At 68.2% G+C, this 22,079-nt stretch carries 21 protein-coding genes; 10 read left to right on the top strand and 11 right to left on the bottom strand.

Going from position 1 to position 22,079, the window contains the following annotated elements; genetic code table 11:
- Window positions 1-36 precede the first annotated feature (36 nt).
- The 5 genes from C5B85_RS14705 to C5B85_RS14685 all read right to left on the bottom strand — a co-directional run bounded on the left by C5B85_RS14705 (window position 37) and on the right by C5B85_RS14685 (window position 5,418).
- Entirely contained in the window at window positions 37-801 is a 765-nt protein-coding gene (locus C5B85_RS14705) for an ABC transporter permease (RefSeq protein WP_104286752.1), read from the bottom strand.
- Window positions 801-1,529, bottom strand: coding sequence for an ABC transporter permease (locus C5B85_RS14700; protein ID WP_104286751.1), 729 nt, complete (start codon window positions 1,527-1,529; stop codon window positions 801-803). Before C5B85_RS14700 ends, C5B85_RS14705 begins: the two co-directional genes overlap by 1 nt.
- Window positions 1,526-2,590, bottom strand: a complete 1,065-nt coding sequence (locus C5B85_RS14695) for an ABC transporter ATP-binding protein (protein WP_104286750.1) — start codon at window positions 2,588-2,590, stop codon at window positions 1,526-1,528. Before C5B85_RS14695 ends, C5B85_RS14700 begins: the two co-directional genes overlap by 4 nt.
- Before the next feature lie 49 nt (window positions 2,591-2,639).
- Entirely contained in the window at window positions 2,640-4,319 is a 1,680-nt protein-coding gene (locus tag C5B85_RS14690; protein ID WP_181064454.1) for an aromatic amino acid ammonia-lyase, read from the bottom strand.
- A 160-nt stretch (window positions 4,320-4,479) separates the two neighbouring features.
- Window positions 4,480-5,418 (bottom strand): ABC transporter substrate-binding protein, encoded by a 939-nt coding sequence (locus C5B85_RS14685; protein ID WP_104286748.1) that lies wholly within the window; start codon window positions 5,416-5,418, stop codon window positions 4,480-4,482.
- A 244-nt stretch (window positions 5,419-5,662) separates the two neighbouring features.
- Between C5B85_RS14685 and C5B85_RS14680 the strand changes: the two genes are divergently transcribed.
- On the top strand, window positions 5,663-6,604 hold the full coding sequence (locus C5B85_RS14680) for an asparaginase (RefSeq protein ID WP_258070821.1): 942 nt from the start codon (window positions 5,663-5,665) through the stop codon (window positions 6,602-6,604).
- 219 nt (window positions 6,605-6,823) lie between these two features.
- Here C5B85_RS14680 and purM read toward each other — a convergent pair whose 3' ends face one another.
- Window positions 6,824-7,930 (bottom strand): phosphoribosylformylglycinamidine cyclo-ligase, encoded by a 1,107-nt coding sequence (purM, locus tag C5B85_RS14675; protein WP_258070820.1) that lies wholly within the window; start codon window positions 7,928-7,930, stop codon window positions 6,824-6,826.
- Window positions 7,931-8,183: 253 nt separating this feature from the next.
- Between purM and purF the strand changes: the two genes are divergently transcribed.
- The 4 genes from purF (at window position 8,184) to C5B85_RS14655 (ending at window position 11,864) form a co-directional block, all read left to right on the top strand.
- Window positions 8,184-9,641 carry an amidophosphoribosyltransferase gene (gene purF, locus C5B85_RS14670; RefSeq protein WP_104286773.1) on the top strand — a complete coding sequence of 486 codons (1,458 nt, stop codon included), beginning with the start codon at window positions 8,184-8,186 and terminating at the stop codon, window positions 9,639-9,641.
- A 198-nt stretch (window positions 9,642-9,839) separates the two neighbouring features.
- Window positions 9,840-10,469: a biotin transporter BioY gene (locus tag C5B85_RS14665; RefSeq protein WP_104286746.1), complete on the top strand. Its 630-nt coding sequence runs from the start codon at window positions 9,840-9,842 to the stop codon at window positions 10,467-10,469.
- Window positions 10,470-10,520: 51 nt separating this feature from the next.
- Window positions 10,521-11,222 carry an energy-coupling factor ABC transporter ATP-binding protein gene (locus tag C5B85_RS14660; protein WP_104286745.1) on the top strand — a complete coding sequence of 234 codons (702 nt, stop codon included), beginning with the start codon at window positions 10,521-10,523 and terminating at the stop codon, window positions 11,220-11,222.
- A gap of 27 nt (window positions 11,223-11,249) precedes the next feature.
- Window positions 11,250-11,864 carry an energy-coupling factor transporter transmembrane protein EcfT gene (locus C5B85_RS14655; RefSeq protein ID WP_104286744.1) on the top strand — a complete coding sequence of 205 codons (615 nt, stop codon included), beginning with the start codon at window positions 11,250-11,252 and terminating at the stop codon, window positions 11,862-11,864.
- Window positions 11,865-11,936: 72 nt separating this feature from the next.
- Here C5B85_RS14655 and C5B85_RS14650 read toward each other — a convergent pair whose 3' ends face one another.
- From C5B85_RS14650 to C5B85_RS14640, 3 genes are all read right to left on the bottom strand, one after another.
- Complete coding sequence (locus C5B85_RS14650) at window positions 11,937-12,362, bottom strand: hypothetical protein (RefSeq protein ID WP_104286743.1); 426 nt, start codon at window positions 12,360-12,362, stop codon at window positions 11,937-11,939.
- 54 nt (window positions 12,363-12,416) lie between these two features.
- Complete coding sequence (locus C5B85_RS14645) at window positions 12,417-13,202, bottom strand: hypothetical protein (RefSeq protein WP_104286742.1); 786 nt, start codon at window positions 13,200-13,202, stop codon at window positions 12,417-12,419.
- A gap of 134 nt (window positions 13,203-13,336) precedes the next feature.
- Window positions 13,337-13,711, bottom strand: a complete 375-nt coding sequence (locus C5B85_RS14640; RefSeq protein WP_104286772.1) for a sterol carrier family protein — start codon at window positions 13,709-13,711, stop codon at window positions 13,337-13,339.
- 165 nt (window positions 13,712-13,876) lie between these two features.
- Here C5B85_RS14640 and purD point away from each other — a divergent pair, with 165 nt between their 5' ends.
- The 4 genes from purD (at window position 13,877) to C5B85_RS14620 (ending at window position 18,211) form a co-directional block, all read left to right on the top strand.
- Complete coding sequence (gene purD / locus C5B85_RS14635; RefSeq protein ID WP_104286741.1) at window positions 13,877-15,160, top strand: phosphoribosylamine--glycine ligase; 1,284 nt, start codon at window positions 13,877-13,879, stop codon at window positions 15,158-15,160.
- Window positions 15,157-16,050, top strand: a complete 894-nt coding sequence (locus C5B85_RS14630) for a phosphoribosylaminoimidazolesuccinocarboxamide synthase (RefSeq protein WP_104286740.1) — start codon at window positions 15,157-15,159, stop codon at window positions 16,048-16,050. The genes purD and C5B85_RS14630 overlap by 4 nt, the downstream gene beginning before the upstream one ends.
- Window positions 16,051-16,325: 275 nt before the next feature.
- Window positions 16,326-17,864 carry a SulP family inorganic anion transporter gene (locus C5B85_RS14625; protein WP_104286739.1) on the top strand — a complete coding sequence of 513 codons (1,539 nt, stop codon included), beginning with the start codon at window positions 16,326-16,328 and terminating at the stop codon, window positions 17,862-17,864.
- Between the two features lie 53 nt (window positions 17,865-17,917).
- Window positions 17,918-18,211 (top strand): DUF1905 domain-containing protein, encoded by a 294-nt coding sequence (locus C5B85_RS14620; protein ID WP_104286738.1) that lies wholly within the window; start codon window positions 17,918-17,920, stop codon window positions 18,209-18,211.
- 94 nt (window positions 18,212-18,305) lie between these two features.
- On the opposite strand, the gene C5B85_RS14615 is transcribed toward C5B85_RS14620, so the two are convergent.
- Window positions 18,306-18,560 (bottom strand): hypothetical protein, encoded by a 255-nt coding sequence (locus C5B85_RS14615; RefSeq protein WP_104286737.1) that lies wholly within the window; start codon window positions 18,558-18,560, stop codon window positions 18,306-18,308.
- Window positions 18,561-19,724: 1,164 nt separating this feature from the next.
- Window positions 19,725-21,209 (bottom strand): MFS transporter, encoded by a 1,485-nt coding sequence (locus C5B85_RS14610; protein WP_258070819.1) that lies wholly within the window; start codon window positions 21,207-21,209, stop codon window positions 19,725-19,727.
- A 92-nt stretch (window positions 21,210-21,301) separates the two neighbouring features.
- Here C5B85_RS14610 and C5B85_RS14605 point away from each other — a divergent pair, with 92 nt between their 5' ends.
- Window positions 21,302-21,967, top strand: coding sequence for a TetR/AcrR family transcriptional regulator (locus tag C5B85_RS14605; protein ID WP_104286735.1), 666 nt, complete (start codon window positions 21,302-21,304; stop codon window positions 21,965-21,967).
- Window positions 21,968-22,079 lie beyond the last annotated feature (112 nt).

The following is a 22,079-nucleotide window of genomic DNA, read 5'->3' as shown; positions in this document are numbered from 1 at the left end:
GGGCGGGGCGGCCGAAGCCGAATCCGCGCGGGGGCGCTAGGCGCTTGTTGTGGCGGCGCTCGTGGATGCGACCGTCGCGCCCGAGATTGCGCCGGAGCCGGAGCCCAAGCCCGCGCGGGAGCCGGAGCTTCCAGCCGCCTTCGGCTCGCGCTTCTTGCGGCCCGGGACGACGAGGCGCCCCAGCAGCGCGAGGAGTCCGTCGACGACCAACGCGAGGAGCGTCACGAGGATCGCCCCGACGAGCACACGCCCGTAGTCGGTGACGGCGAGGCCGTCGAAGATGTAGCGCCCGAGCCCGCCGAGGTTGACGTAGGCGGCGATGGTCGCGGTGGCGATGACCTGCAGCACGGCGCTGCGCAGCCCGGCGACGATGAGCGGCATCGCGTTGGGCAGTTCGACCTGCCACACGATCTGCCACTCGGTCATACCCATCGCGCGGGCAGCATCCACCGTCGAACGGCTCACGTTGGCGACGCCCGAGTAGACGCCCGCGAGGAGCGGCGGCACGGCGAGCACAACCAGCGCGATGACGGGCGGGAACAGGCCGAGGCCCATGAGCAGCACAAGCAGCGTCATGAGACCGAGGCTGGGGAGGGCGCGCAGCACGTTGGCGGTGGCGACGATGAAGGTCGTGCCCTTGCCGGTGTGGCCGATGATGAGCCCGAGCGGGAACGCGACGACCGCGGCGAGCGCCACGGCGAGGAGTGAGTACCAGAGGTGCTCGCCCACTCGGGCGGGGATGCTCGCGGAGCCGACCCAGTTGGCCGGGTCGAGGAAGTAGGACAGCATCTCATTGAACATCAGACGACGTTTCCCTTCCCGATCACGGTGTCGAGCATCGCCGTTTCAGTGCGCTCGTTGGGTGTGCGCTTCGAGGCGCGCTTCGCTTTGACCCGGCCGCTGCGCAGCCACGGCGTGGTCGCGACGCCGATGAGGGCGATGATGCGGTCGAAGATGAACGCGAGCACGAGGATCGTGATGATGCCCGCGAAGATCTGGTCCGGGTAGTCGCGCTGGAACCCGGCGGTGAACAGCTGGCCGAGCCCGCCGACGCCGATGACGGCGCCGACCGAGACGAGCGAGACGTTCGTGACGGCAACGACTCGGAGGCCGGCGACGAGAACCGGGATGGCGAGCGGCAGCTCAACCTCGATGACCCGCTTGATTGACGAGTAGCCGATGGCGCTCGACGCATCCTTCACGTCGGCCGGTACGGCGTCGAGCGACTCGAGCACGGTGCGGATGAGCAGCGCTGTCGAGTAGAGGGTCAGTGCGATGACGACGTTGAGCGGGCTGATGATGGGCGTGCCAACGATCGACGGGATGACGACGAAGAGCGCCAGCGACGGGATCGTGAACACGATGCTCGCGACGACGATCGCGATCGCGCGCCCACGGGCGCGGCCGACGAGGAGCATCCCGACGGGGAGCGCGATGACAAGTCCGAGGACCGTCGGCACCACGGCGAGCACCGTGTGCTGGATGATGATGGGCCAGACCGTGTCCCAATTGGCGATGAGCCAGTTCATGAGCGGTCGCCGCTCGATTCGGCGACGCGGGCGAACACTGTCTCGCCGCGAACGACGCCGGCTGCGACGCCGGCCTCATCGACGACAACCGCGAGGCTGGCCGGGGATGCGAGCACCGCGTCTAGGGAACGGCGCAGGTTGTCGTCGAGGGTGACGACGGCGCCGACGGGGACGCGCAGCGAGCTCGCGCGGTGCAGCCAGGCATCCGGCCGCCCGTTGTCGTCGACCGCGAGCGACCACTCTGAGGTGTGCGGGTCGAGGCTGATGATGCCCGCCACGGGTTCGGCGAGCGGCTCGGCGGTGAGGGATGCTTCGCGGAAGGTGAGCGCACGGTAGCCGCGGTCCTTCGAGATCATGCTCGAGACGAACGTGTTCGCGGGCCTCGTCATGACCTCCTCAGCGGCCGCGTACTGGTGGAGCACACCTCCTGGGCCGAAGACCGCGATCTTGTCGCCGAGGATGAGCGCCTCGTCGATGTCGTGCGTCACGAAGACGATCGTCTTCTTCAGCTCGCGCTGCAGGCGGATCATCTCCTGCTGGAGTTCGTCGCGCACAACCGGGTCGACGGCGCTGAAGGGCTCGTCCATGAGCAGGATGGGCGGGTCGGCCGCGAGGGCACGGGCCACGCCGACTCGCTGCTGCTGGCCGCCGGAGAGGTCGGCCGGGTAGCGGTGCACAAGCTCTGGGCGAAGGCGGACGCGCTCGATGGCATCCATTGCCTTCGCTCTTGCCTCCTTCGCGGGCACGCCCTTGAGCCGGAGCACGGTCGCGACGTTGTCGAGCACGGTGCGGTGCGGGAACAGGCCGGCGTTCTGGATGACGTAGCCGATGCCGAGACGCAGCTGCGTCGACGGGACGTCGGCGACGTCCTTGCCCGCGACCGTGATGCGGCCGCTCGAGGCGTCGATCATCTTGTTGATCATGCGCATCGAAGTGGTCTTGCCGCAGCCACTGGGGCCGACGAAGGCTGTAAACGATCCTTCCTCGATGTTGAGGCTGAGGTCGTTCACCGCGGTGGTGCCGTCCGGGTACGTCTTGGTGACGCTCTCGAAGGTGATCATGCTGCTCCTTGGCTGGGGACGGGGTGATCTTGGTGCGTGAGCTGGCAGCTCACGCGTCCTGCACGTGCTCGCTCAGCTCGGCGATGTCGGCGCGCACGCGGTCGATTCGCTGAGAGGTCATGATGGCGGGGTCGTTCAGGGCAAGAGTTTCACGGATGCGCTTGGACAGCTGCACCACAAGCGGGGCACGGTCCTTCATGCTCGGCGCGGGGGCGGCGACGCCGACGCCGACGGCGAGGAGCGCCTCGATCGCGAGGAGCCGTTCGGCCGCCTCAAGGCTGTCCTCGAGGAGGCGCACGGCGAGGTAGCCCTGCGCGTTGTGGTCTTCAACCCCGTCGCCGACGACCCCGCCGAGGTGCGAGACGGGCGCCGCGAGCTGCTGCAGCCGCGCCATGAGCGACGAGGCCGTGTTCGCGAGGATGACCGGCACAAACGGATGCTCGGCGTCGTCGATCGACAGCACCTGCTCCACGAGCGAGCGCTCCGAGCGGAGGCGCCTGATCATGAGGGAGCAGCGGCGCTCGCTCATGATGCCGAAATGCGCGAGTAGGAGCCGGACCGAGTCGGCCGTGATGGCCATCTGGATGGTCGAGAAGTTGCCGTTCGAGATGATGACGTCGTTCTCGACGTCGATGTAGGGGTTCTCGCTGCGCGCGTTCAGTTCGACGGTGACCGACTCGCGCAGCACATCCGCCTGTTCGATGAGCGTGCCGTGCACTTGCGGGACGGTGCGCATGGAGAGCGGGTCCTGCAGGGAGCCTGCCGTGGCGGGGCCGTAGGCGCGGCTCGAGCCGAGGAGGGAGCGGAAGCGTGCGGCGGCGCGGATCTGACCCGGGTGGGGGCGGGCTGCGACGACCTTCTCCTGGAACCCCTTCACACTGCCGTTGAGGGCATCGAAGGTGTGCGCGACGACGAGGTCGGCGGATGCGGTGAACCGGTCGAGGCGCACCGAGGTGAGGGCGGCGATGCCGACGGAGGCGGCGTTCGCGCCGACGAGCGCGAGGCCATCCTTGGCCGCGAGCTCGAGCGGTACGAGGCCGGCCGTGGCGAGCGCCTCTCGGGCGGGGGCGGTCTGCGTGCCGGTCTCGTCGAGCACGCGCCCGCGCCCGACAAGCACGTTGCCGACGGCGGCGAGCATAGAGAGGTCGGCCGCGCCGACGGACCCCTCGGAGGGGATAGCGGGCGTGACGCCGCATTCGAGGAGGCAGCGAAGACCCTCGAACAGCGCCGTCGTCGCACCGGAGTTGCCCTGCGCCATGACCGCGAGGCGCGCAAGCATGACGGAGCGGGCCTCAATTGGGGTGAGGTTCTTGCCGACGGCCGCGTCGTGGGATGCGAGCACGAACAGTTGGAAGGCGTGCTGCAGCTCCTCCGGAATCTCCTGGTCGCGCAGCGGCCCGAGGCCGCGGTTCACGCCATACGCGGGCTCGCCACGGGCCATGACGCTCTCGATGACGCCGCGCGCTTCCCCGAGCCGTACTCGGACGTGCGGATCGATGTCGAGGTGCCCGACAGTCACGGCCAGACGTTCCAGGATGCGCGGCGTCATGCGGTCGCGGCCGATGACGAAGCTCGTCGGCGGAAGCGAGGCCTCGGCGCTGGTGCCCGCGAGCGCGTTCACGCCGGCCGACGACGCGTCCATGACGGGCCGCTTGCCCTGCGCGGCGCGCTTGTTGGAGCGCATCGTGGGGCGCACATGCGGCCGTTCGGCGTCTGCGTGCTGCTGCATCCGGAACTCGCCTTCTGGTGGATCTTGACAACTGGAGGGGTGAGAAAGCGGGGGAAGTTGGTTCGAGGGCGTGCTCGGTCTTGCTGCCGGAAAGTGCGGATGCGAGTGAGTTGTCCCCACCCGCATCCACCCTCTCGGCGGTCCTGCGGTTGTTCGGTGCTTACGCGCCAAGCAGGCCCTTCTCGGTGAGCCAGTCGGTTGCGGCCTTGGTCGGCTCGATCTTCTCTTCGCCGGAGACGCGCGTGTTGAGCGCGATGAGCTCCTCCGTGGTCAGCTGCGCCGAGATGGCGTCGATGACCTCAGCGACCTCAGGGGTGAGCTTCTCGGTGTTGCCGATCGGGACGACCTGCTGAGCCGGGAAGTTGTTCTTCGGGTCCTCGAGCACGACCAGGTCGTTCTCGACGATCGCGGGCGACGTGGTGAAGATGTTCGCGACCTGCACCTGTCCGCTCACGAGTGCGTCGACCGTTGCAGGTCCGCCACCGTCAGCGATGGGGGTGAAGGCGCTGGGCTCGAGGCCGTAGTTCGCCTTGAGGCCCGGCAGGCCCTGCGGGCGCTCCTGGAACTCGGCCGGGGCACCGTAGGTGATCTCGGCGTTGTGGGCGGCGAGGTCGGCGATGGTCGTCAGGTTCCACTTCTCGGCGGTCTCCTTCGTGACGACAACCGCGTCCTTGTCCTCAGCCTCGGCCGGGGTGAGGCCGGTGAGGCCCTCCGTCTCGAGCGCCGCGGTGAGGTTTGTGTTGATGGTCTCCGCATCCGTCGTCTCGGCCTCGGGGTCGAGGAAGATGAGGAGGTTGCCCGTGTAGTCGGGGATCAGGTCGATCGACCCGTCGGACAGCGCGGGGATGTACGCCTCGCGCGAGCCGATGTTGAACTGGGTCTCGACCGTGAACCCGGCATCCTTCAGCGCTTCCGCGTACAGGTTGCCGATGATCTCGGACTCCGGGAAGTTCGCCGAGGAAACGACGATGGTGTCACCGGATGCGGTTCCCTCGTCGGTTCCACCGGCACCGGGGGCGGTTGGGTTCGAGCAGGCTGAGAGGAGGCCGATCGCTGCAAGCGCGGCGATGCCTCCAGTAATCAGGCGTGTCTTCTGCATTGGAGTTTCCCTATCTTCGGCGGTAGCCAGAACATCAGTGATGTTGGGCCATCTTAGGAATGTGCCCCATGAATTCGGCACGTGCTTCCCGGACGGCGCGAATTAACTCTGTGTTACGTGCCCAACGTTCCGCGCGGGCTCGGTGTTCCCGAGCCGCGGAGGGCACCTCCTCAGCCTCCGTGCCGGGAAATCGCCAAGTCAACCCTCAGCCCGCGTCTTGATGAAACCGGGTAGAACTGATTCCGTGACGACCTCAGCGACTCTTCCCCTCATCTCCGTCATCGCGACGGGCGGCACCATCGCCAGCACGACCACGGCTTCCGGCGCGACGACGCCGAGCCTTGGCGCGGATGCGTTGCTCGAGGGCGCGGATGCTCCCGGTGCTCGCCTGCGGCCCGTGAACCTCATGGCAGTCGACTCGTCGAGCCTCACTCTTGCCGACATGCAGTCGATCAGCGATGAGGTGCGCCGGCAGGTCGAGGACGACGAGGTGAGCGCCGTCATCGTGTTGCACGGCACCGACTCGATGGAGGAGTCGTCTCTGCTCACCGACCTGCAGCTTGAGAGCTCGAAGCCGGTCGTCTTCACCGGGTCGCAGTTCACTGCCGAGTCGGGGGCGCCCGACGGGCCAGCCAACGTCGCCGCCGCCCTCGCGGCCGCGCTCGACCCCGAGAACCGTGGACGTGGCGTGCTCGTCGCGTTCGGGGGCCGGCTTCTGAAGGCGTGGGGTCTGACCAAGGCGTCCGCCGACCGCGCGGACGCGTTCCGCAGCGTCACCGACAAGCCAGCGCGCCGCCTCCACCTGCCCGCCCCTGTCGCCGGGATGCGCGTCGACACGGTCGCGGTCAGCCCCGGCGCCGACGCCACCCACCTGCACGCGAGCCTCGAAGCCGGCGTGCAGGGCATCGTGCTCGTCGGCCTCGGCTCGGGCAACGCGAGCCAGAGCGTCGTCTCCGCGGCGTGGGAATGCCAGGCGTCTGACATCCCGCTCGTCGTGTCGAGCCGCGTGCCCTTCGGCGTCCTCAAAGCCAGCTACGGCGGAGGCGGAGGCGGTCACGACCTCGCCGTCGTCGGTGCCATTCACGCGGCTGTCCTCCGCGCCGGCCAGGCGCGCATCCTGCTCGCGGCCCTCATCGCGAATGAGGCGACCAGCGAGGAGATCGCGGCGGCCTTCGCTGCCGAGTAGGGGCCTGCGGCGCGCCGCGTGTTGGAGCGCGGCTGGCCGAGCCCGGTTGGACCTGTCGGGGGCGCCTGTCCAACATCAGTGCAATATCGGCTTCAATGGCGCCGAAACCGCCCCGAAGAGCGCTTATTGCACTGATCTTGGACACGCCGCGCGCGCACGCGCGTCTTCGTGCCCGCGCCACCTCGCGGGCCGGCGAGCAGCGACGCCTCGCGTCTTGCGCTAGCCGGCGTAGCTGCCGACGAGGCGCACCGCGCCGCCATCGACGCCCTTCGCACCCTGCTCGAAGCCGGCGAAGTCGCGGGTCTCGGTCGAGATCGTGCCGGCAACCCAGGAGGGCAGGCCAGCAGCCTCGAGCCACTCGACGACGACGGATGCGCGCTGCGCGTCGACAACCGCGAACATCCCGATGCCGAGGTTCCAGGTGCCTTCCGTCGACTCGAGGTCGGTGCCGGCGAAGCCCGCGAGGACGCGGAAGATGTCGTTCGGAGACCAGGCGCCGCGGTCGAGCTCGATCCACGCGCCCTGCGGGAGGACACGGGCGAGGTTCGCTGCGATGCCGCCGCCCGTGACGTGGCTGAACGCGTGCACGGCGCCGTCGAGGGCGGGCTCGGCGAGGAGCTTGACGAGGGGGCCCGTGTAGAGGCGCGTCGGCTCGAGGAGCACCTCGCCGACAACCCCGCCGAGCTCGGCGGAGGTGTCCGTGAACGAGAGGCCCTGGTCGGCGACGATGCGGCGAACCAGCGAGTAGCCGTTTGAGTGGAGGCCGCTCGAAGCGATCGAGATGACAACGTCACCGTGCTGCACACGCTCGGGTCCGAGCATCCGGTCGGCTTCGACGACGCCAACCGCGGCGCCGGCCACGTCGTAGTCGTCCGGCCCGAGGAGGCCGGGGTGCTCTGCCGTCTCGCCACCAGTGAGCGCGGTGCCGGTCTCGGCGCACGCCTTCGCGATGCCCTCGACGATCGACGCGATACGCTCCGGCACGACCCGCCCACACGCGATGTAGTCGGTCATGAAGAGGGGCTCTGCGCCCACGACGATGATGTCGTCGACGACCATGGCGACGAGGTCCTGGCCGATGGTGTCGTGCTTGTCGATGGCCTGCGCGATCGCAACCTTCGTGCCGACACCATCCGTCGACGTGGCGAGGATGGGCTTCGTGAACGAGGTCAGACGCGACGCGTCGAAGAGGCCAGCGAAGCCGCCGACACCGCCGAGCACTTCTGGTCCGTGGGTCGCCTGGACGGCGCGCTTCATGAGCTCGACGGCGGTGTCGCCCGCACGGGTGTCGACGCCAGCGGCGGCGTAGAGGTCGTTGCCTGACACAGAATGCCCTTTCCTCGGGGGATGCGCCCAACAGCCTAGCCCGCCACGAGCGTTACCCCGGAAGCGAACCCTTCCCACGCGGGTGCGCGCGGACCCGCCAGCTGTGACAAAATCGGAAAATCGTCTCCGGCGCCTCGGCGCCTCATCCAAACTCGTGGCCCTCGCGGGCCTCTTCAAACTCGTGGCCCTCGCGGGCCTCTTCAAATTCGTGGCCCTCGCGGGCCTGCTTACCTGTGCTTGGAGCTCCCCCAGCGTGTGCGGCATTGTTGGTCACGTCTCGACCAGTCCCGTCAACCAACAGATCTACGATTCCCTTCTGCTCCTGCAGCATCGCGGCCAGGATTCGTCCGGCATCGCGACGGCAGACGGTGACACGTTCCACATCGCGAAGGTCAAGGGTCAGGTCCGTGAGGGCTACCGCACCCGCGACATGCGGAACCTGCTTGGCAACGTCGGCCTCGGCCACGTCCGCTACGCGACGGCCGGCAGCGCGAAGAGCGATGACGAGGTGCAGCCGTTCTACGTGAACGCGCCGTACGGCATCGTGCTCGTCCACAACGGCAACCTCACGAACACGCGGGAGCTCCGCAAAGAGCTCTTCAACGTCGACCGCCGCCACCTGAACTCGTCGAGCGACACCGAGCTGCTGCTCAACGTCCTCGCGAACGAGCTGCAGCACGGCATCAACGGCGACGAGCTCACCCCGGACAACCTGTTCGATTCGATCTCCCGCCTGCATGACCGGGTCGAGGGCTCGTACGCATCCGTCGCCCTCATCTCTGGATACGGGCTGCTCGCCTTCCGTGACCCGTTCGGCATCCGCCCCCTTGTTCTCGGTCGTCGCGACGACGAGCACGGTCGCGACGAGTGGGTTGTCGCCTCCGAGTCGCTGGTGCTCGAGTCGGGCGGCTACGACCTGGTCCGCGACGTCGAACCTGGCGAAGCGATCTTCATCACGGCGGGCGGGGAGCTCTTCTCCCGCCAGTGCGCCGTGAACCCGCGCCTCGTGCCGTGCTCGTTCGAGTACGTCTACCTCGCGCGCCCCGACTCGGTCATGAACGGCATCTCCGTCTACGAGTCGCGCCTGCGTATGGGCAAGACCCTCGCCGCGAACGTCGAGCGCAGCATCAGCGCCGGCGACATCGACGTGGTCATGCCCATCCCTGACTCGGGCCGCCCGACGGCGATGGAGATGGCGAAGACCCTCGGCATCGACTACCGCGAGGGCTTCTACAAGAACCGTTATGTGGGCCGCACCTTCATCATGCCAGGGCAGAAGGTGCGCAAGAAGTCGGTGCGCCAGAAGCTCAACGCGCTGCCGACGGAGTTCCGGGGCAAGAACGTCCTCCTCGTGGACGACTCGATCGTGCGCGGAACGACGTCCAAGGAGATCGTCGAGATGGCCCGCCAGGCGGGCGCCAACTCGGTGACCTTCGCATCCGCCGCTCCCCCGGTTCGCTACCCGCACGTCTACGGCATCAACATGCCGTCGCGCGGCGAGCTCGTCGCGTCCGGCCGGTCGATCGAGGAGATCGCGTCGGTCATCAGCGCGGACCGCCTCGTCTATCAGGAGGTCGGCGACCTCTTCACGGCCATCACCGAGGGCTCCAACGTGAAGGAGCTCGACATGAGCTGCTTCGACGGGAACTACGTCACGGGGACGGTCACCCCCGAGTACCTGGCCTGGCTCGAGCTCAACACGAAGAGCTAGCTGCCGCTGCACCTGCATCTGCCGCTGCACCTGAAGGGATGCATCCACACCCGGTGCATCCACACGAAGATCGCATGTTCGTTCCACAACGAGCATGCGATTTTCGTATGTATCGCGCCGGGATGCGATGAGCCAGCTGAGCATGCAACCCAGCTGCTGGCGGCCAGGCGGCGGGTGAGGCGGCGGTAGAGTCCTCGCATGACCGAAGCGCCCCTCGCACCCCGGAACCGCACTCGCGACCTGACGCAGATCGCCGTGTTCGCGGGCATCGTGGCGGCGCTCGGCGTGGTGCCGGCCATCACGATCCCCGGTCCCGGGGTGCCGATCACGTTGCAGACGCTCGGCGTGATGCTCGCGGGGGCCGTCCTGGGGGCGAAGCGCGGCTTCTCGGCGCTGCTGCTCTTCGACGTGCTTGTGCTCGCGGGGCTCCCGCTCCTCGCGGGCGGCCGCGGCGGGCTTGCGGTGCTCGCGAGCCCCACTGTCGGCTACTTCATCGGCTTCCCCATCGCGGCGTTCGCCGTCGGCTGGCTCGTCGAGCGCTTCGGCAACCCGTTCCGCATCCTGCCCGGCATCGTCTCGACCGTGGTCGGGGGCGTGTTCGTGCTCTACATTCCCGGCATCATCGGCGTCGCGCTCATGGCGAAGATCGGCTTCGGCGCCGCTGCCCTCTCGGCGTTGGCGTTCCTTCCCGGCGACCTCGCCAAGGCCGTCATCGCGGCGCTCGTCGCGCGCGGCGTCCACAAGGCGTACCCGGGGCTCATCCAGAACCGACGGCGCGGCCAGTCGGTTGAGGCAGGCACGGCGGCCACACCGGCAGTGGATGCGTGAGGCCTGGGCTCCCGCATCTCACGACGCCCGCCACATGAACAGGACGCACGTGTGATCGAGCTGCGGGGCGTGAGCGTCGCCTTCGGCGACGGCGCTCAGCGGCGGACCGTGCTCGACGGAGTCTCGGTCGCGCTCGGCGAGCAGCGCATCGGGGTCATCGGCGCGAACGGATCAGGCAAGTCGAGCCTCGCGAGGCTCCTCAACGGGCTTCTGCTCCCCACGAGCGGAACGGTGTCCGTCGACGGCTTCGACACGAGGAGGGACGGCCGCGAGGTGCGCAGGCGCGTCGGGTTCTGCTTCACCGACCCCGACTCGCAGATCATCATGCCCACCGTCGGCGAGGACGTCGCCTTCGGGCTCGGGCGGCGCGGCCTCAGCAAAGCTGAGATCGCCGCGCGCACGGCCAACGCGCTCGAGCAGGTCGGCCTCGCCGACCGCGCCGACCACCCCGCGCACCTCCTCTCCGGCGGGCAGAAGCAGCTGCTCGCCCTCGCGGCGGTGCTTGTGACCGAGCCCAACATCCTGCTCCTCGACGAGCCGACAACCCTGCTCGACCTGCGCAACTCGCGAGCCATCGCGGCCCGCATCGCTCGGCTGCCGCAGCAGGTGGTGCTCGTGACACACGACCTGGACCTCCTGGAGCCCTTCGACCGCGTGCTTGTGGCGCACGAGGGGCGCATCCACTTCGACGGGCCGCCGCTCGACGCGATCGCCGCGTACCGCGCAGTCATCGATGCGGAAGGCGCGCTGTGACTCGCGCGGGCGGCGGAGTGCAAGCCCGTGGCTGACCGCTCAGTCCCGCTCGCGGTCTACGTGCCGGGCGCGTCCGTCATCCACCGGCTGCCCGCCGGGGTGAAGCTGCTCGCGCTGGTGGCCGCGGGCGCCGCCGTGCTCGCGATCAGCTCGCCGACGGCCGCCGGCATCGCGGTCGCGGTCGCGGTGCTCGGGTTCGCGCTCGCGCGCCTGAGCCTGCGCTATGCCTGGCGCGGCGTGCGACCCACCTGGATCTTCCTGCTCGGCATCTTCGCCTTCCAGTGGTGGAGCGCCGACCTGGCCCGTGCCATCGGGGTTGTCGGGTCGATCGTCGCGCTCCTGCTGGCGGCGACGCTCGTCAGTCTCACGACTCGCACGACCGACATGATCGGCGCGATCGTCTGGCTCCTCGGGCCTCTCCGCAGCCTCGGCGTCAACCCCGATCGGGTCGCCCTGCAGCTCGCGCTGGGCGTGCGCGCCGTGCCGCTCGTCGCCGAGCTCGCGGAAACGGCACGGCAGGCGCAGTACGCGCGCGGGCGCCGCGGCAGCCCCCGCGCCTTCGCCGTGCCTCTGGTCGTGCGAGCGCTGCGTCGCGCCGACGCCATGTCGGACGCGCTGCACGCCCGAGGCCTCGACGACTGACGCGCGCTGAGGAGCGCGTCGCGGCCGCGGCTGCGGCTAGGGCTGCGGCTGCGGCTGCGGCTGCGGCCAGGGCTAGCTGCGGTTCTCGAGCTCGTCGGCGCGGATCAGTCGCGCGTCGACGGTCTTCTTCGCGGCGACTCGTCCGGCGATGTAGCCGGCAAGCCCGCCAAGCGCGAGCGTGATCGGCACCGTGAACGCGAGCAGGAACGCGAACACCTGGATGCGGGTGAAGACCTCGTTTGGAGGGAACGCGAACGTGAGAATCGTCACGAGCAGCACGCCCACGATCGCCCCGAGCACCATGAAGCTGCTCATGCGGGGAACGCGATGGACCTTCGCGTCCATCTCGCGGATGCCGTCGTCCTCGTCTTCGTCCACGAGCTCGGCGAGCTCCGCCTCGTAGTCGTCCAGCCCGCCCCTCGCGGCGACCGCACGGTCAGCCGTGCTGTCGCCGCTGTCTTCTGGGCGCGACTGCGTTGGTTCGTTCTCGCGGAGCATGCACCCATTGTCTCGCAGTTCGCGGTGAGCTCTCGCAGCTCGCCACCAGACAGATCATCCGAAGGGGACGCCTATCCCGAGCGGCACGATCACGATGAGGGCGGCGACGACCAGCCCGACGATGCCTGCAGTCGGTACACGCAACTCGAGCGGCTCCGCTTCGACGTGCACGAGACGGTAGAAGAAGCTGAACATGGGCGCGAAGATGCCGGCCGCGACGACCCCGAGGAGTGAAATGAAGACAGCCTCGGGCGGGAGCCGGAACGCCGCAGGCAGATAGATGACAACAAGCACCCCGGTACCGATAAGCCACGAAAAGATGCCGAATGCCCGCATCGACTCGTCAGTTCCGTCTGAATACGCGACGACTCGTCTCGCGAAGAGCGCCGAGAGGAGAAGCGTCCCAACCATTCCGAGCGCCAGCGAAACCCAAGAAGCGATCGGTGGCGCTTCCAGAAGAGCCAGAACTCGGCCTGTGTCTCCAACGGTCGCAAACGGCGCGATGAGGAAGTAGCCGAAACCGATCTGGGCGCTCATGAAGCCCACCCACATCCAAAGCAATCGTCCGAAACCCCTGCCCCACTCGCGACTGACGAAGATGAGAAGCAAGCCCGAGACCAGACTGAAGATCGGCCCCGTCGCCGCCGTCGTGATCTGGTCGCTCACGCTCCGCTCCCCGGCGAACTCGACGGAGGTTGCGAATAGAGTGCCCGATTCGCCGACGATCAGTCCGGCGACGAGATGCGAAACTTCGTGTGTCGTCGTCGCGATGATGCCCGCAAGCACAAACGCGACGGACGAGTTGACGAGCAGACTTCTACGTCGGACCTTGGGTTCCATACGCAACCATCGCCCCGATTGCATCCGAATGGGGCCCGAATTCGTTCATCTGAGCCCGGCGTTATCGAACCGGGACAGTTCCTGCCGCACACCAGGCTCCTGCGAGGATCAGAACGCTAGCGAGGATGAGAACGCTAGCGTCGGACGAGTGGCAGCCAGGCCGAGACGTCGGCGCGGGTCCCGGAGGCGCGCACCCGGTTCGCATCCGTCGCCTCATGCCAGGTGGTGCGGCCCGTCGCGAGCTCCAGCCACGTGTCGGCGTCCAGCTCGATGACGTTCGGCGGCGTGCCGCGAGTGTGGCCGGGCCCCTCGACACATTGCACCGCGCCGAAGGGAGGGACGCGCACCTCGACGCTTGCCCCGGGGGCGCGATCCTCGAGGGCCTGCAGCGTGTAGCGGACAGCGGTCGCCGCGTCAGCGCGAGGCGTCGGGCGATCTTCGGCGCGGGCTTCGGTCCAGGCGGTGATGGCGCCGAGGCCCGCGGCGTCGGCGATTCGAGGTTTCGGCACGCCCCCATTCTGCGCCAGCGTGAGGTGCGAGCGCGAGCTGCGAGCGAGGGCTACCGAGCAGGTGACGGCAGGCGGCGGACGTTCAGTGTTCGCGGCCGATGTCGCCTGGCGGTCATCTGGGTTCACGCGGCGGCGCGAGACGTCGTCCCCGGTTAGGCTGGTCCGGTGAGAATTCTTGTCCTCGGATCCGGTGCCCGCGAGCACGCAATTGTTGCCGCCCTCCACAGCGAGCGCGCACACTCGATCGTCACGGCCCCGGGCAACCCCGGTATCGCCACCGAGTCTGAGGTGATCCGACTCGACGTGAATAACCCGTCGCTTGTGACGGAATTCGCCAAAGATGAGAACTTCGACCTTGTTGTCATCGGCCCGGAAGCTCCTCTCGTCGCGGGCGTCGCCGACGCATTGCGCGAGGCCGGCATTCCCGTCTTCGGCCCGTCGAAAGCCGCCGCCGAGATCGAGGGATCGAAGACGTTCGCGAAGGACGTCATGTCTCGCGCCGGCGTCCCGACGGGCGGTGCGCGCCTCGCGGCGACGCTCGAGGAAACAGCCGCCGCTATCGACGAGTTCGGCGCGCCCTACGTGGTGAAGGCCGACGGCCTGGCATCCGGCAAGGGCGTCATGGTGACGGAGAGCCGCGAGGACGCGCTCATCCACGCCGAGCACTGGCTCGCTGCCGGCCCCGTGCTGGTCGAGGAGTTCCTCGACGGCCAGGAGGTCTCACAGTTCGTCTTCTCCGACGGCATCAATGTCCGCGCGCTGCCGCCCGCCCAGGACTTCAAGCGTCTCCTCGCCGGTGACGAGGGCCCGAACACCGGCGGCATGGGCGCATACACGCCCGTCCCGTTCCTGAACGACCGCTTCGGCGGCGAGCGCGCCTTCTCGAAGCTCATCGTCGATCAGGTCGCCAAGCCCGTCGTCGACGAGATGCGCGCCGCGGGCACCCCGTTCGCCGGCCTCCTCTATTGCGGACTCATTGTGACGGCTGCGGGAATTCGCGTCATCGAGTTCAACGCCCGCTTCGGCGACCCGGAGACGCAGGCCGTGCTCGAGCGCCTCGACCAGCCGCTCTCCGAGCTGCTCTATGCGTCCGCGACGGGTTCGCTTGGGCATCTGCCCGAGGAGCTCACCATCGCCGACAACGCGGCGGTCACGATCGTGCTCGCGAGTGAGGGCTACCCGGAGGACGTGCAGTCGGGCCGCACCATCGTGGGTGTCCCGGATGCGCTGGCAGAGCCGAACGTGAAGGTGCTGCAGGCCGCGACAACAGAACGCGACGACGACACCCTCGTGACGAGCGGCGGCCGCATCCTCAACGTCGTCGGCACCGGCGCGACCATCGCCGAGGCCCGCGCGTTCGCCTACCAGGGCCTTTCGCGCATCCACATCGACGGTGCCCAGTACCGCGCCGACATCGCAGAGCTCGCCGCCCGCGAGCAGCAGTCGTGACCCACGCCACGCAGCCTCCCCTCCTCGAGGGCTGGTCGCACGTCTCTTCCGGCAAGGTGCGCGAGGTGTACGAGGAACTCGAGGACAACCGGGTTCTGCTGGTCGTCGCGAGTGATCGCGTGAGCGCGTTCGATCACATCCTCTCCCCCGGCATTCCCGGGAAGGGTGCGCGCCTGACCGCGTTGAGCCGCTGGTGGTTCGACCGCATCGCCGTACCCAATCACCTGCGCGAGCCGTCGGGGTGGGATGCTTCGCTGCCAGCCGACACCGCCGCCCGCTCCATGCGCGTCGTGCGCCTCGAGATGTTCCCGGTCGAGTGCGTCGTCCGCGGCTACCTCACCGGCTCCGGGCTCCTGGAGTACCGCGAGCACGGCACAGTGTGCGGCATCGAACTGCCCACCGGCCTCCAGGACGGCGACCGCCTTCCGTCGCCGATCTTCACGCCCGCCTACAAGGCGCCGCAGGGAGAGCACGACGAGAACATCAGCTTCGAGAAGATGATCGAGCTTGTCGGTCTCGACGACGCGGTGGCACTTCGCGACCTGTCGCTTCGCGTCTTCCGCGAGGCCTCGGCGATTGCTGAGGCGCGCGGCGTCATCCTCGCGGATACCAAGTTCGAGTTCGGACGCAACGCATCCACGGGCCAGATCACGATCGGCGACGAGGTACTCACGAGCGACTCCTCCCGCTACTGGGACGCGAAGCTGTACGCCGACACGAGCCTCCCGCTCAAGCAGCGACTGTCGTCGTTCGACAAGCAGATCGTGCGCGACTGGCTGTCGGCGAACTGGGACAAGCAGGGCGAGCCGCCCGCGCTCCCAATCGAGGTCATCGAGCGCACTCAGGCCCGCTACGCGGAACTCTTCGACCGGCTCGGGGTCGGCGCCTAGGCCAAGCCGCGACGGCAAGGGCCACAGCGGCGGCGCGGGCGTGTGCAGCAGCCCATGGCGCTCCAACTGCTCGCGGCCGCTGCGCCGATCTCGCGGCCCCTCTGCCGATCTCGCGCTGGCCAGACCCATGTCGCCCGCCCCAGCCGCCCGCAGCGCCCGTGTGGTCATCAGTCCGCAGTCAGAGTGACTGCAACCCCGCTCTCGAGCCTCGCGCCGACTCACGCGCGCGGCTAGCCTGACGTACGCATCATCTCCCCCTCGAGACTGGACCAGCCGTGCCCTCCTCCGCTCCTTCCGCACCGGCGCCGGTGTCCGCCGTCACGGCGATCTCCCCCGAGCAGCGGCAGTCAGTCCTGCTCACGCTGCGCTCGCCTCGCCTCCTGAAGGTCGAAGTGCTTGGCGGTTTGGTCGTGGCGCTGGCGCTCATTCCTGAGGCGATCGCCTTCTCGGTCATCGCGGGCGTCGACCCACGAGTTGGGCTCTTCGCTTCGTTCACGATGGCGGTCTCGATCGCGATCCTCGGCGGCCGGCCGGCGATGATCTCCGCCGCTACCGGGGCCGTCGCCCTCGTGATCGCGCCCCTCATGGCCTCGCACGGCCTCGACTATCTGATCGCCGCGGTGCTCCTCGCCGGTGTCCTGCAGGTGCTGCTCGCCGTGCTCGGGGTCGCGAAGCTCATGCGGTACATCCCGCGCCAGGTGATGGTGGGCTTCGTGAATGCGCTCGCGATCCTCGTGTTCCTCGCGCAGGTGCCGGAGCTGCTCGGGGTGCCGTGGCTCGTGTATCCGCTCACCGCGCTTGCACTTCTCATCGTCTTCGGGCTGCCCCGCCTGACCACGGTCGTTCCTGCTCCGCTCGTGGCGATCGTCGTGCTCACGCTCATCACGGTGCTCGCGTCGATCAGTGTCCCGACAGTGGGCGACAAGGGTGAGCTGCCCAGCACCCTGCCCGGGTTCTTCATCCCGGATGTGCCGCTCACGTTGGAGACGCTGCAGGTGATCTTCCCGTTTGCGCTGGCGATGGCATTCGTGGGGCTGCTCGAGTCGCTCATGACGGCGAAGCTCGTCGACGACATCACCGACACTCGTTCCAGCAAGACGCGCGAAGCCTGGGGCCAGGGCGCGGCGAACGTCATCACGGCGCTCTTCGGCGGCATGGGCGGATGCGCGATGATCGGGCAGACGATGATCAACGTGAAGGCGTCCGGCGCCCGCACGCGCATCTCGACGTTCCTGGCCGGAGTCTTCCTGCTGCTTCTCGTGGTGCTGCTCGGCGATGTCGTCGCGCTGATTCCGATGGCGGCGTTGGTTGCGGTCATGATCTTCGTGTGCTGGGCGACGTTCGACTGGCACTCGATCCGCCCGTCGACGCTGCGCGGGATGCCGCTCAGCGAGACCGCCGTCATGTTCGTGACGGTCGTCGCGACGGTCGCGACGCACAACCTCGCCATCGGCGTCGGGGCGGGCGTGCTGTGCGCGGTGCTGCTCTTCGCGCGCCGAGTCGCGCACGTCGTGGAGGTGCGCCGCACCGTCTCGGACGACGGCGCGGTGGCCTCCTACGCCGTGACGGGTCAGCTGTTCTTCGCCTCCTCGAACGACCTGTACGCGCAGTTCGAGTACGCGTCCGACCCTGCGCAGGTGGTCATCGACCTCAGCGCCGCGCATGTCTGGGACGCGTCGACGGTCGCCGCCCTCGACGCCGTCATCGAGAAGTACGAGAAGCACGGCACCTCCGTGGAGGTCGCAGGCTTGAATGCCGAGAGCGAGACCCGGTTGCAGCGGATGCGCGACGTGCTGCCGGGAGGCGGTCACTGACCTCAGCGCTGCGCGCCTCGCCAGCGACCGCCCTCATACGCGATCATGGACGCATGGAGTTCTCGTTCTCGAATCCGCTGTGGCGCTGGGACAAGCGGCGCGAGCTGTGGACGTTCGTGAGCCTCAGCGAAGACGCTTCCGACAAGATCGCGGCCGCCACGGAGCGTTTCACGCACGGCTTCGGCTCGGTGCGCGTGGAGGCGACCGTCGGCGGCTCCACGTGGCGCACGTCGATCTTCCCGAGCGATGACGCCTACATTCTGCCCATCAAGAAGTCAGTACGAGAAGCCGAGGGCCTCGAAGTGGATGCGCCAGTCGCCGGATCGGTGCGGCTCGTCGACCTGTAGGCGCTACTGAGGTGGACATTTGCCCGCCAGTGTCGACAGCCGTCCGGCGTCGGACGGACGGAACGACCGCTGCGCTCCGCCCGTCGACCAACGATTAGCAGCGGTAGAAGGTGACGCGCACGTAGCCGTTGTTGCCGTTTCCGCCGGTGTTGACAGCACGAGTGTCGCTGACCGCCGTCAGATTCGTAAAGGCTCCGTTCGTGTGGCTGCTGCCGCCACCACCAGTGGACCCGATGTCGTACCGACCGTCGTAGGTGTCCGGGTTCGGGCCCGTCCAGCTCGTGATCCGAGACAGACTTCCGCCACCACCTCCGCTCCACCCGCCGCCACCGCCGCCTGACAGCGCCACGGCATTGAGAGTCGCTCCAGCACCCCCGTTGCGTGCTGAACCGGCAGCACCATTCGCACTCGTGATGCCCGTCAGGCTCGGGCTGGAGACCCAGGCCGGAATTCCTCCAGCGCCTGGCGCTCCAGCCGCGGCACCACCGCCGCTCCCGCCTCCTGACATCAAAGCGATTTGCGCCGACGTGGGCGTGCCTGTGACTGCAGGCTTATTGCCAGCCCAACCAAGGTAACCGGTAAGCCCAGCTAGGGACGATGCAGTCGTACCTGCGTTGCCGTTGCCCGCCAGCGCGCTCACCGGAGCCGCACCTCCGTAGCTTGCTGTCGTGTTCACTGACAGGCTGCCGGAGAATCGTGCTGCGTCGCTTCCGGCGTTCGGATACTGATTCGTGTGGCCGCCGCCACCGCCACCCGCGACAAGAATCGGAGTACCTGCCATGAGGAGAGCGCTAGCGCCACCCCCGCCATATCCGCGTACGCCATTGGAGTTGGAGCCGTCTCCACCGTTCCCGAACAGAGACTTTCCACCTCGCCCCGTGGTGCCCGCATATTCACCGCCCGCTCCAGCTTGAAGCGCGAACTGCTGGCCAGGGGTAACCGCCATGTCCCCCTCGATGTTCGCCCCCCGAGTGAAGTTCGCGGCTCCGTTGCCACCGACGACCACGAAGTGCATGCGAGTAGCCAAGGCCGGGGCCGTCGCTGTGACCGCGGGGAGCGCGGTGGCCACGTTGACGTTCGTACAGACGGCTTCGAACATCTGGAGCGGGACCAAGCAACGCGGCGAAGCAGCGTGCGCGGGGGTGGCCATGGCTGCAGCGAGAATAGGAACAGACCAGGCAGCACCCTGCACGATCGCGCGGCGTTTGAACGCGCCGTCGGCTTCAGGCGCTGAGTCCGCGCTTCCCGATGAGGTCGGTGAGGTCGGAATTCCACCACGGTAGTCAGCGTTGCCGGGATTCAAGATTCAGGGCTCCCTTAGAGTCACGTCTCGCACCTTGGGCGCCGGGTTCGCGGAAGGACCCGCGATGGGGAACAGCGCTGGCGAGCATGGCCAGCCTACGAGACTCGAAGGCTCGGGGGAACCGATGGGGACGCATCCTCACTCAGCGGAGCCTGTCGCCGGTCAGGTACCGGATGCGCGAACGGAGTCGCACATCCGGAAACCATGCTGCTAGTGCGCGAGCACCGGCTCTGCCGCGTTCTCCTCCTGGATCTCGCGGCCCAACGAGAGCCCCTGACCCCGGCGGCGGAACAGCAGCGCCGAGACGACGGTACCGACGGCAAAGAAGCCTGCGCCCCACCAGTAGGCGGCGGCGTAGCTGGCGATCATCGCGTCACCGGCCGCCTGCGGCCCGTGCTCGAGGAGGTAGTCGGTCGCTGCGGTCGCTGCGAGCGTGTTGAGCAGCGCGGTCCCCACCGAGCCGCCAACCTGCTGGCTCGTGTTGACCATCGCCGATGCGACGCCAGCGAACTCGCGGTCAACGCCGAGCGTCGCAGTCTGCATCGAGGCGGGCATGATCGTTCCCATCGCGAAGCCGATGAGCATGAGCGGCGGCATGACGTGACCCGCGTAGGTGCTCGTCGCATCCAGGAACGTGAGCCAGACCATGCCGGAGGCGGCGATCGTCATTCCGATCGGCACGAGCAGCTTCGGCCCGAAGCGCGGCACGAAGATGTTGGTGCCGAGCTGCGCCGCAAGTACGAGCATCGCGATCATCGGCAGGAACGCGAGCCCCGTCTGGATCGGCGAGTAGCCGAGCGTGAGCTGCAGGTAGTACGTGACGAACAGGAAGATGCCGAACATTCCTGCGCCAGCGATCATGACCGACAGGTAGGCGGCACCGCGGTTGCGGTCGCGCACGATGTGCAGCGGCAGCAGCGGATGCCCGGCGCGGGTCTGCCAGAACACGAACGCCCCGAGGAACACGACGGCGCCGGCGAGCATGCCCCACGTGAGCGGCGAGTCCCAGCCGTCAGTCTCGGCGTGCGAGAAGCCGTAGACCAGGGCGAAGAGGCCAGCGGAGACGAGCAGCGTTCCGGGGATGTCGAGCTTCGGACGAGGCCCGGTGCGTGCGATCGACGGCACATAGATGGCGGCACCGATGAGGGCGACGGCGGCGATGGCCACATTGATGTAGAGGTTCCAACGCCAGTCGAATGCCTCGGTGAGGACGCCACCGAGGAGGAGGCCGACTGCTCCACCGGCGCCGGCGATGGCGCCGAAGACGCCGAAGGCGCGTGCGCGCTCCTTCGGGATGGTGAAGGTCGTCGTGAGGACGGCGAGGGCCGTCGGCGCGAGCAGCGCGCCGAAGACGCCCTGCAGGGCGCGGGCTGCGACGAGCAGCTCGAAGGATGGGGCCGCCCCACCGAGGGCGGAGGCGATGGCGAAGCCGATGAGGCCGATGACAAAGGTGCGTTTGCGCCCCATGAGGTCGGAGAGGCGTCCGCCGAGGAGCAGGAGGCTGCCGAAGGCGAGCGAGTAGGCGGTGACGATCCACTGGCGTTGGCCGTCGGAGAATCCGAGGTCTGCCTGCGCTGAGGGCAGGGCGATGTTCACGACGGTCGCGTCGAGGACGACCATCAGCTGGGCGAGGCCGACGACGACCAGCGTCAACCAGCGGCGACGGTCAGTCGCGGGTGTTGAGGATTCAGGCATGCGCATCACCATATACGAGACTGACTGGTTTCGGATACACTGAGTTCCGTAATGTGCACGGCTAGTCTGTGTGAGGACGAGAGGCGGTTTCAATGACGCAGACCAATCTCGCCGAGAGCTCCCCCGTAGCGCCGGCGAAACCCCCCGAGACGGTTTCGAAGCCACGACTCGGGCGGAAACGCGACCATACGCGTGACAACGACATCCTCGAAGCGGCACTGGATGTGCTGGCCGAGACGGGCTACGACGGCATGACGATCGACATGGTCGCGACCCGCGCGAAGGCCGGCAAGGCGACCCTCTACCGGCGCTGGGCCTCGAAATCCGACCTTGTACTCGACGCCGTCGCCTGCATGAAATCGAAGGACCTCGACATGGCGGCCCTTCCGGACACGGGAGACCTGCGCGGCGATCTCGTCGCGATGGTGCGCCCCCCGAACATCCGCGACGCCGAGCGCAAGCTCAACGTCATGACCGGCGTCGTTTCGATGATCGCGCGCGACCCGGAGATGGCTGCAGCAGCTCACGAGGCGATCGTCGCACCCCGCGCCGCCGCCAACCGCGTGCTCTTCGAGCGGGCCATCACTCGCGGCGAGATCGCCGCCGACGTCGACCTGGACACCCTCAGCATGATCGCGCCAGCCATGGCCGCGTTCCGCACCCTCATCCTGCGCCGGCCGCCCGATCGCGACTTCCTGATCGGCATCATCGACGACGTCGTACTGCCCGCCGCCCGCCGCGGGACCCCAGCGCACTGACACCTGCCTGATAAAAGAGTCAGCCAGAAGCACCTTCGCGCCACGAGGAGCCTGAACCACACTCACTCTTACGGCAGCACAGAAGAGCTGATGCGGCTAGGCAGGGCGCGGA

It is taken from the genome of Pseudoclavibacter sp. AY1F1, assembly GCF_002931075.1.
Classification (GTDB): domain Bacteria; phylum Actinomycetota; class Actinomycetes; order Actinomycetales; family Microbacteriaceae; genus Pseudoclavibacter.
The sequence above is the reverse complement of the archived record's forward strand: the minus strand, read 5'-3'. Positions and strand labels throughout refer to the sequence as shown.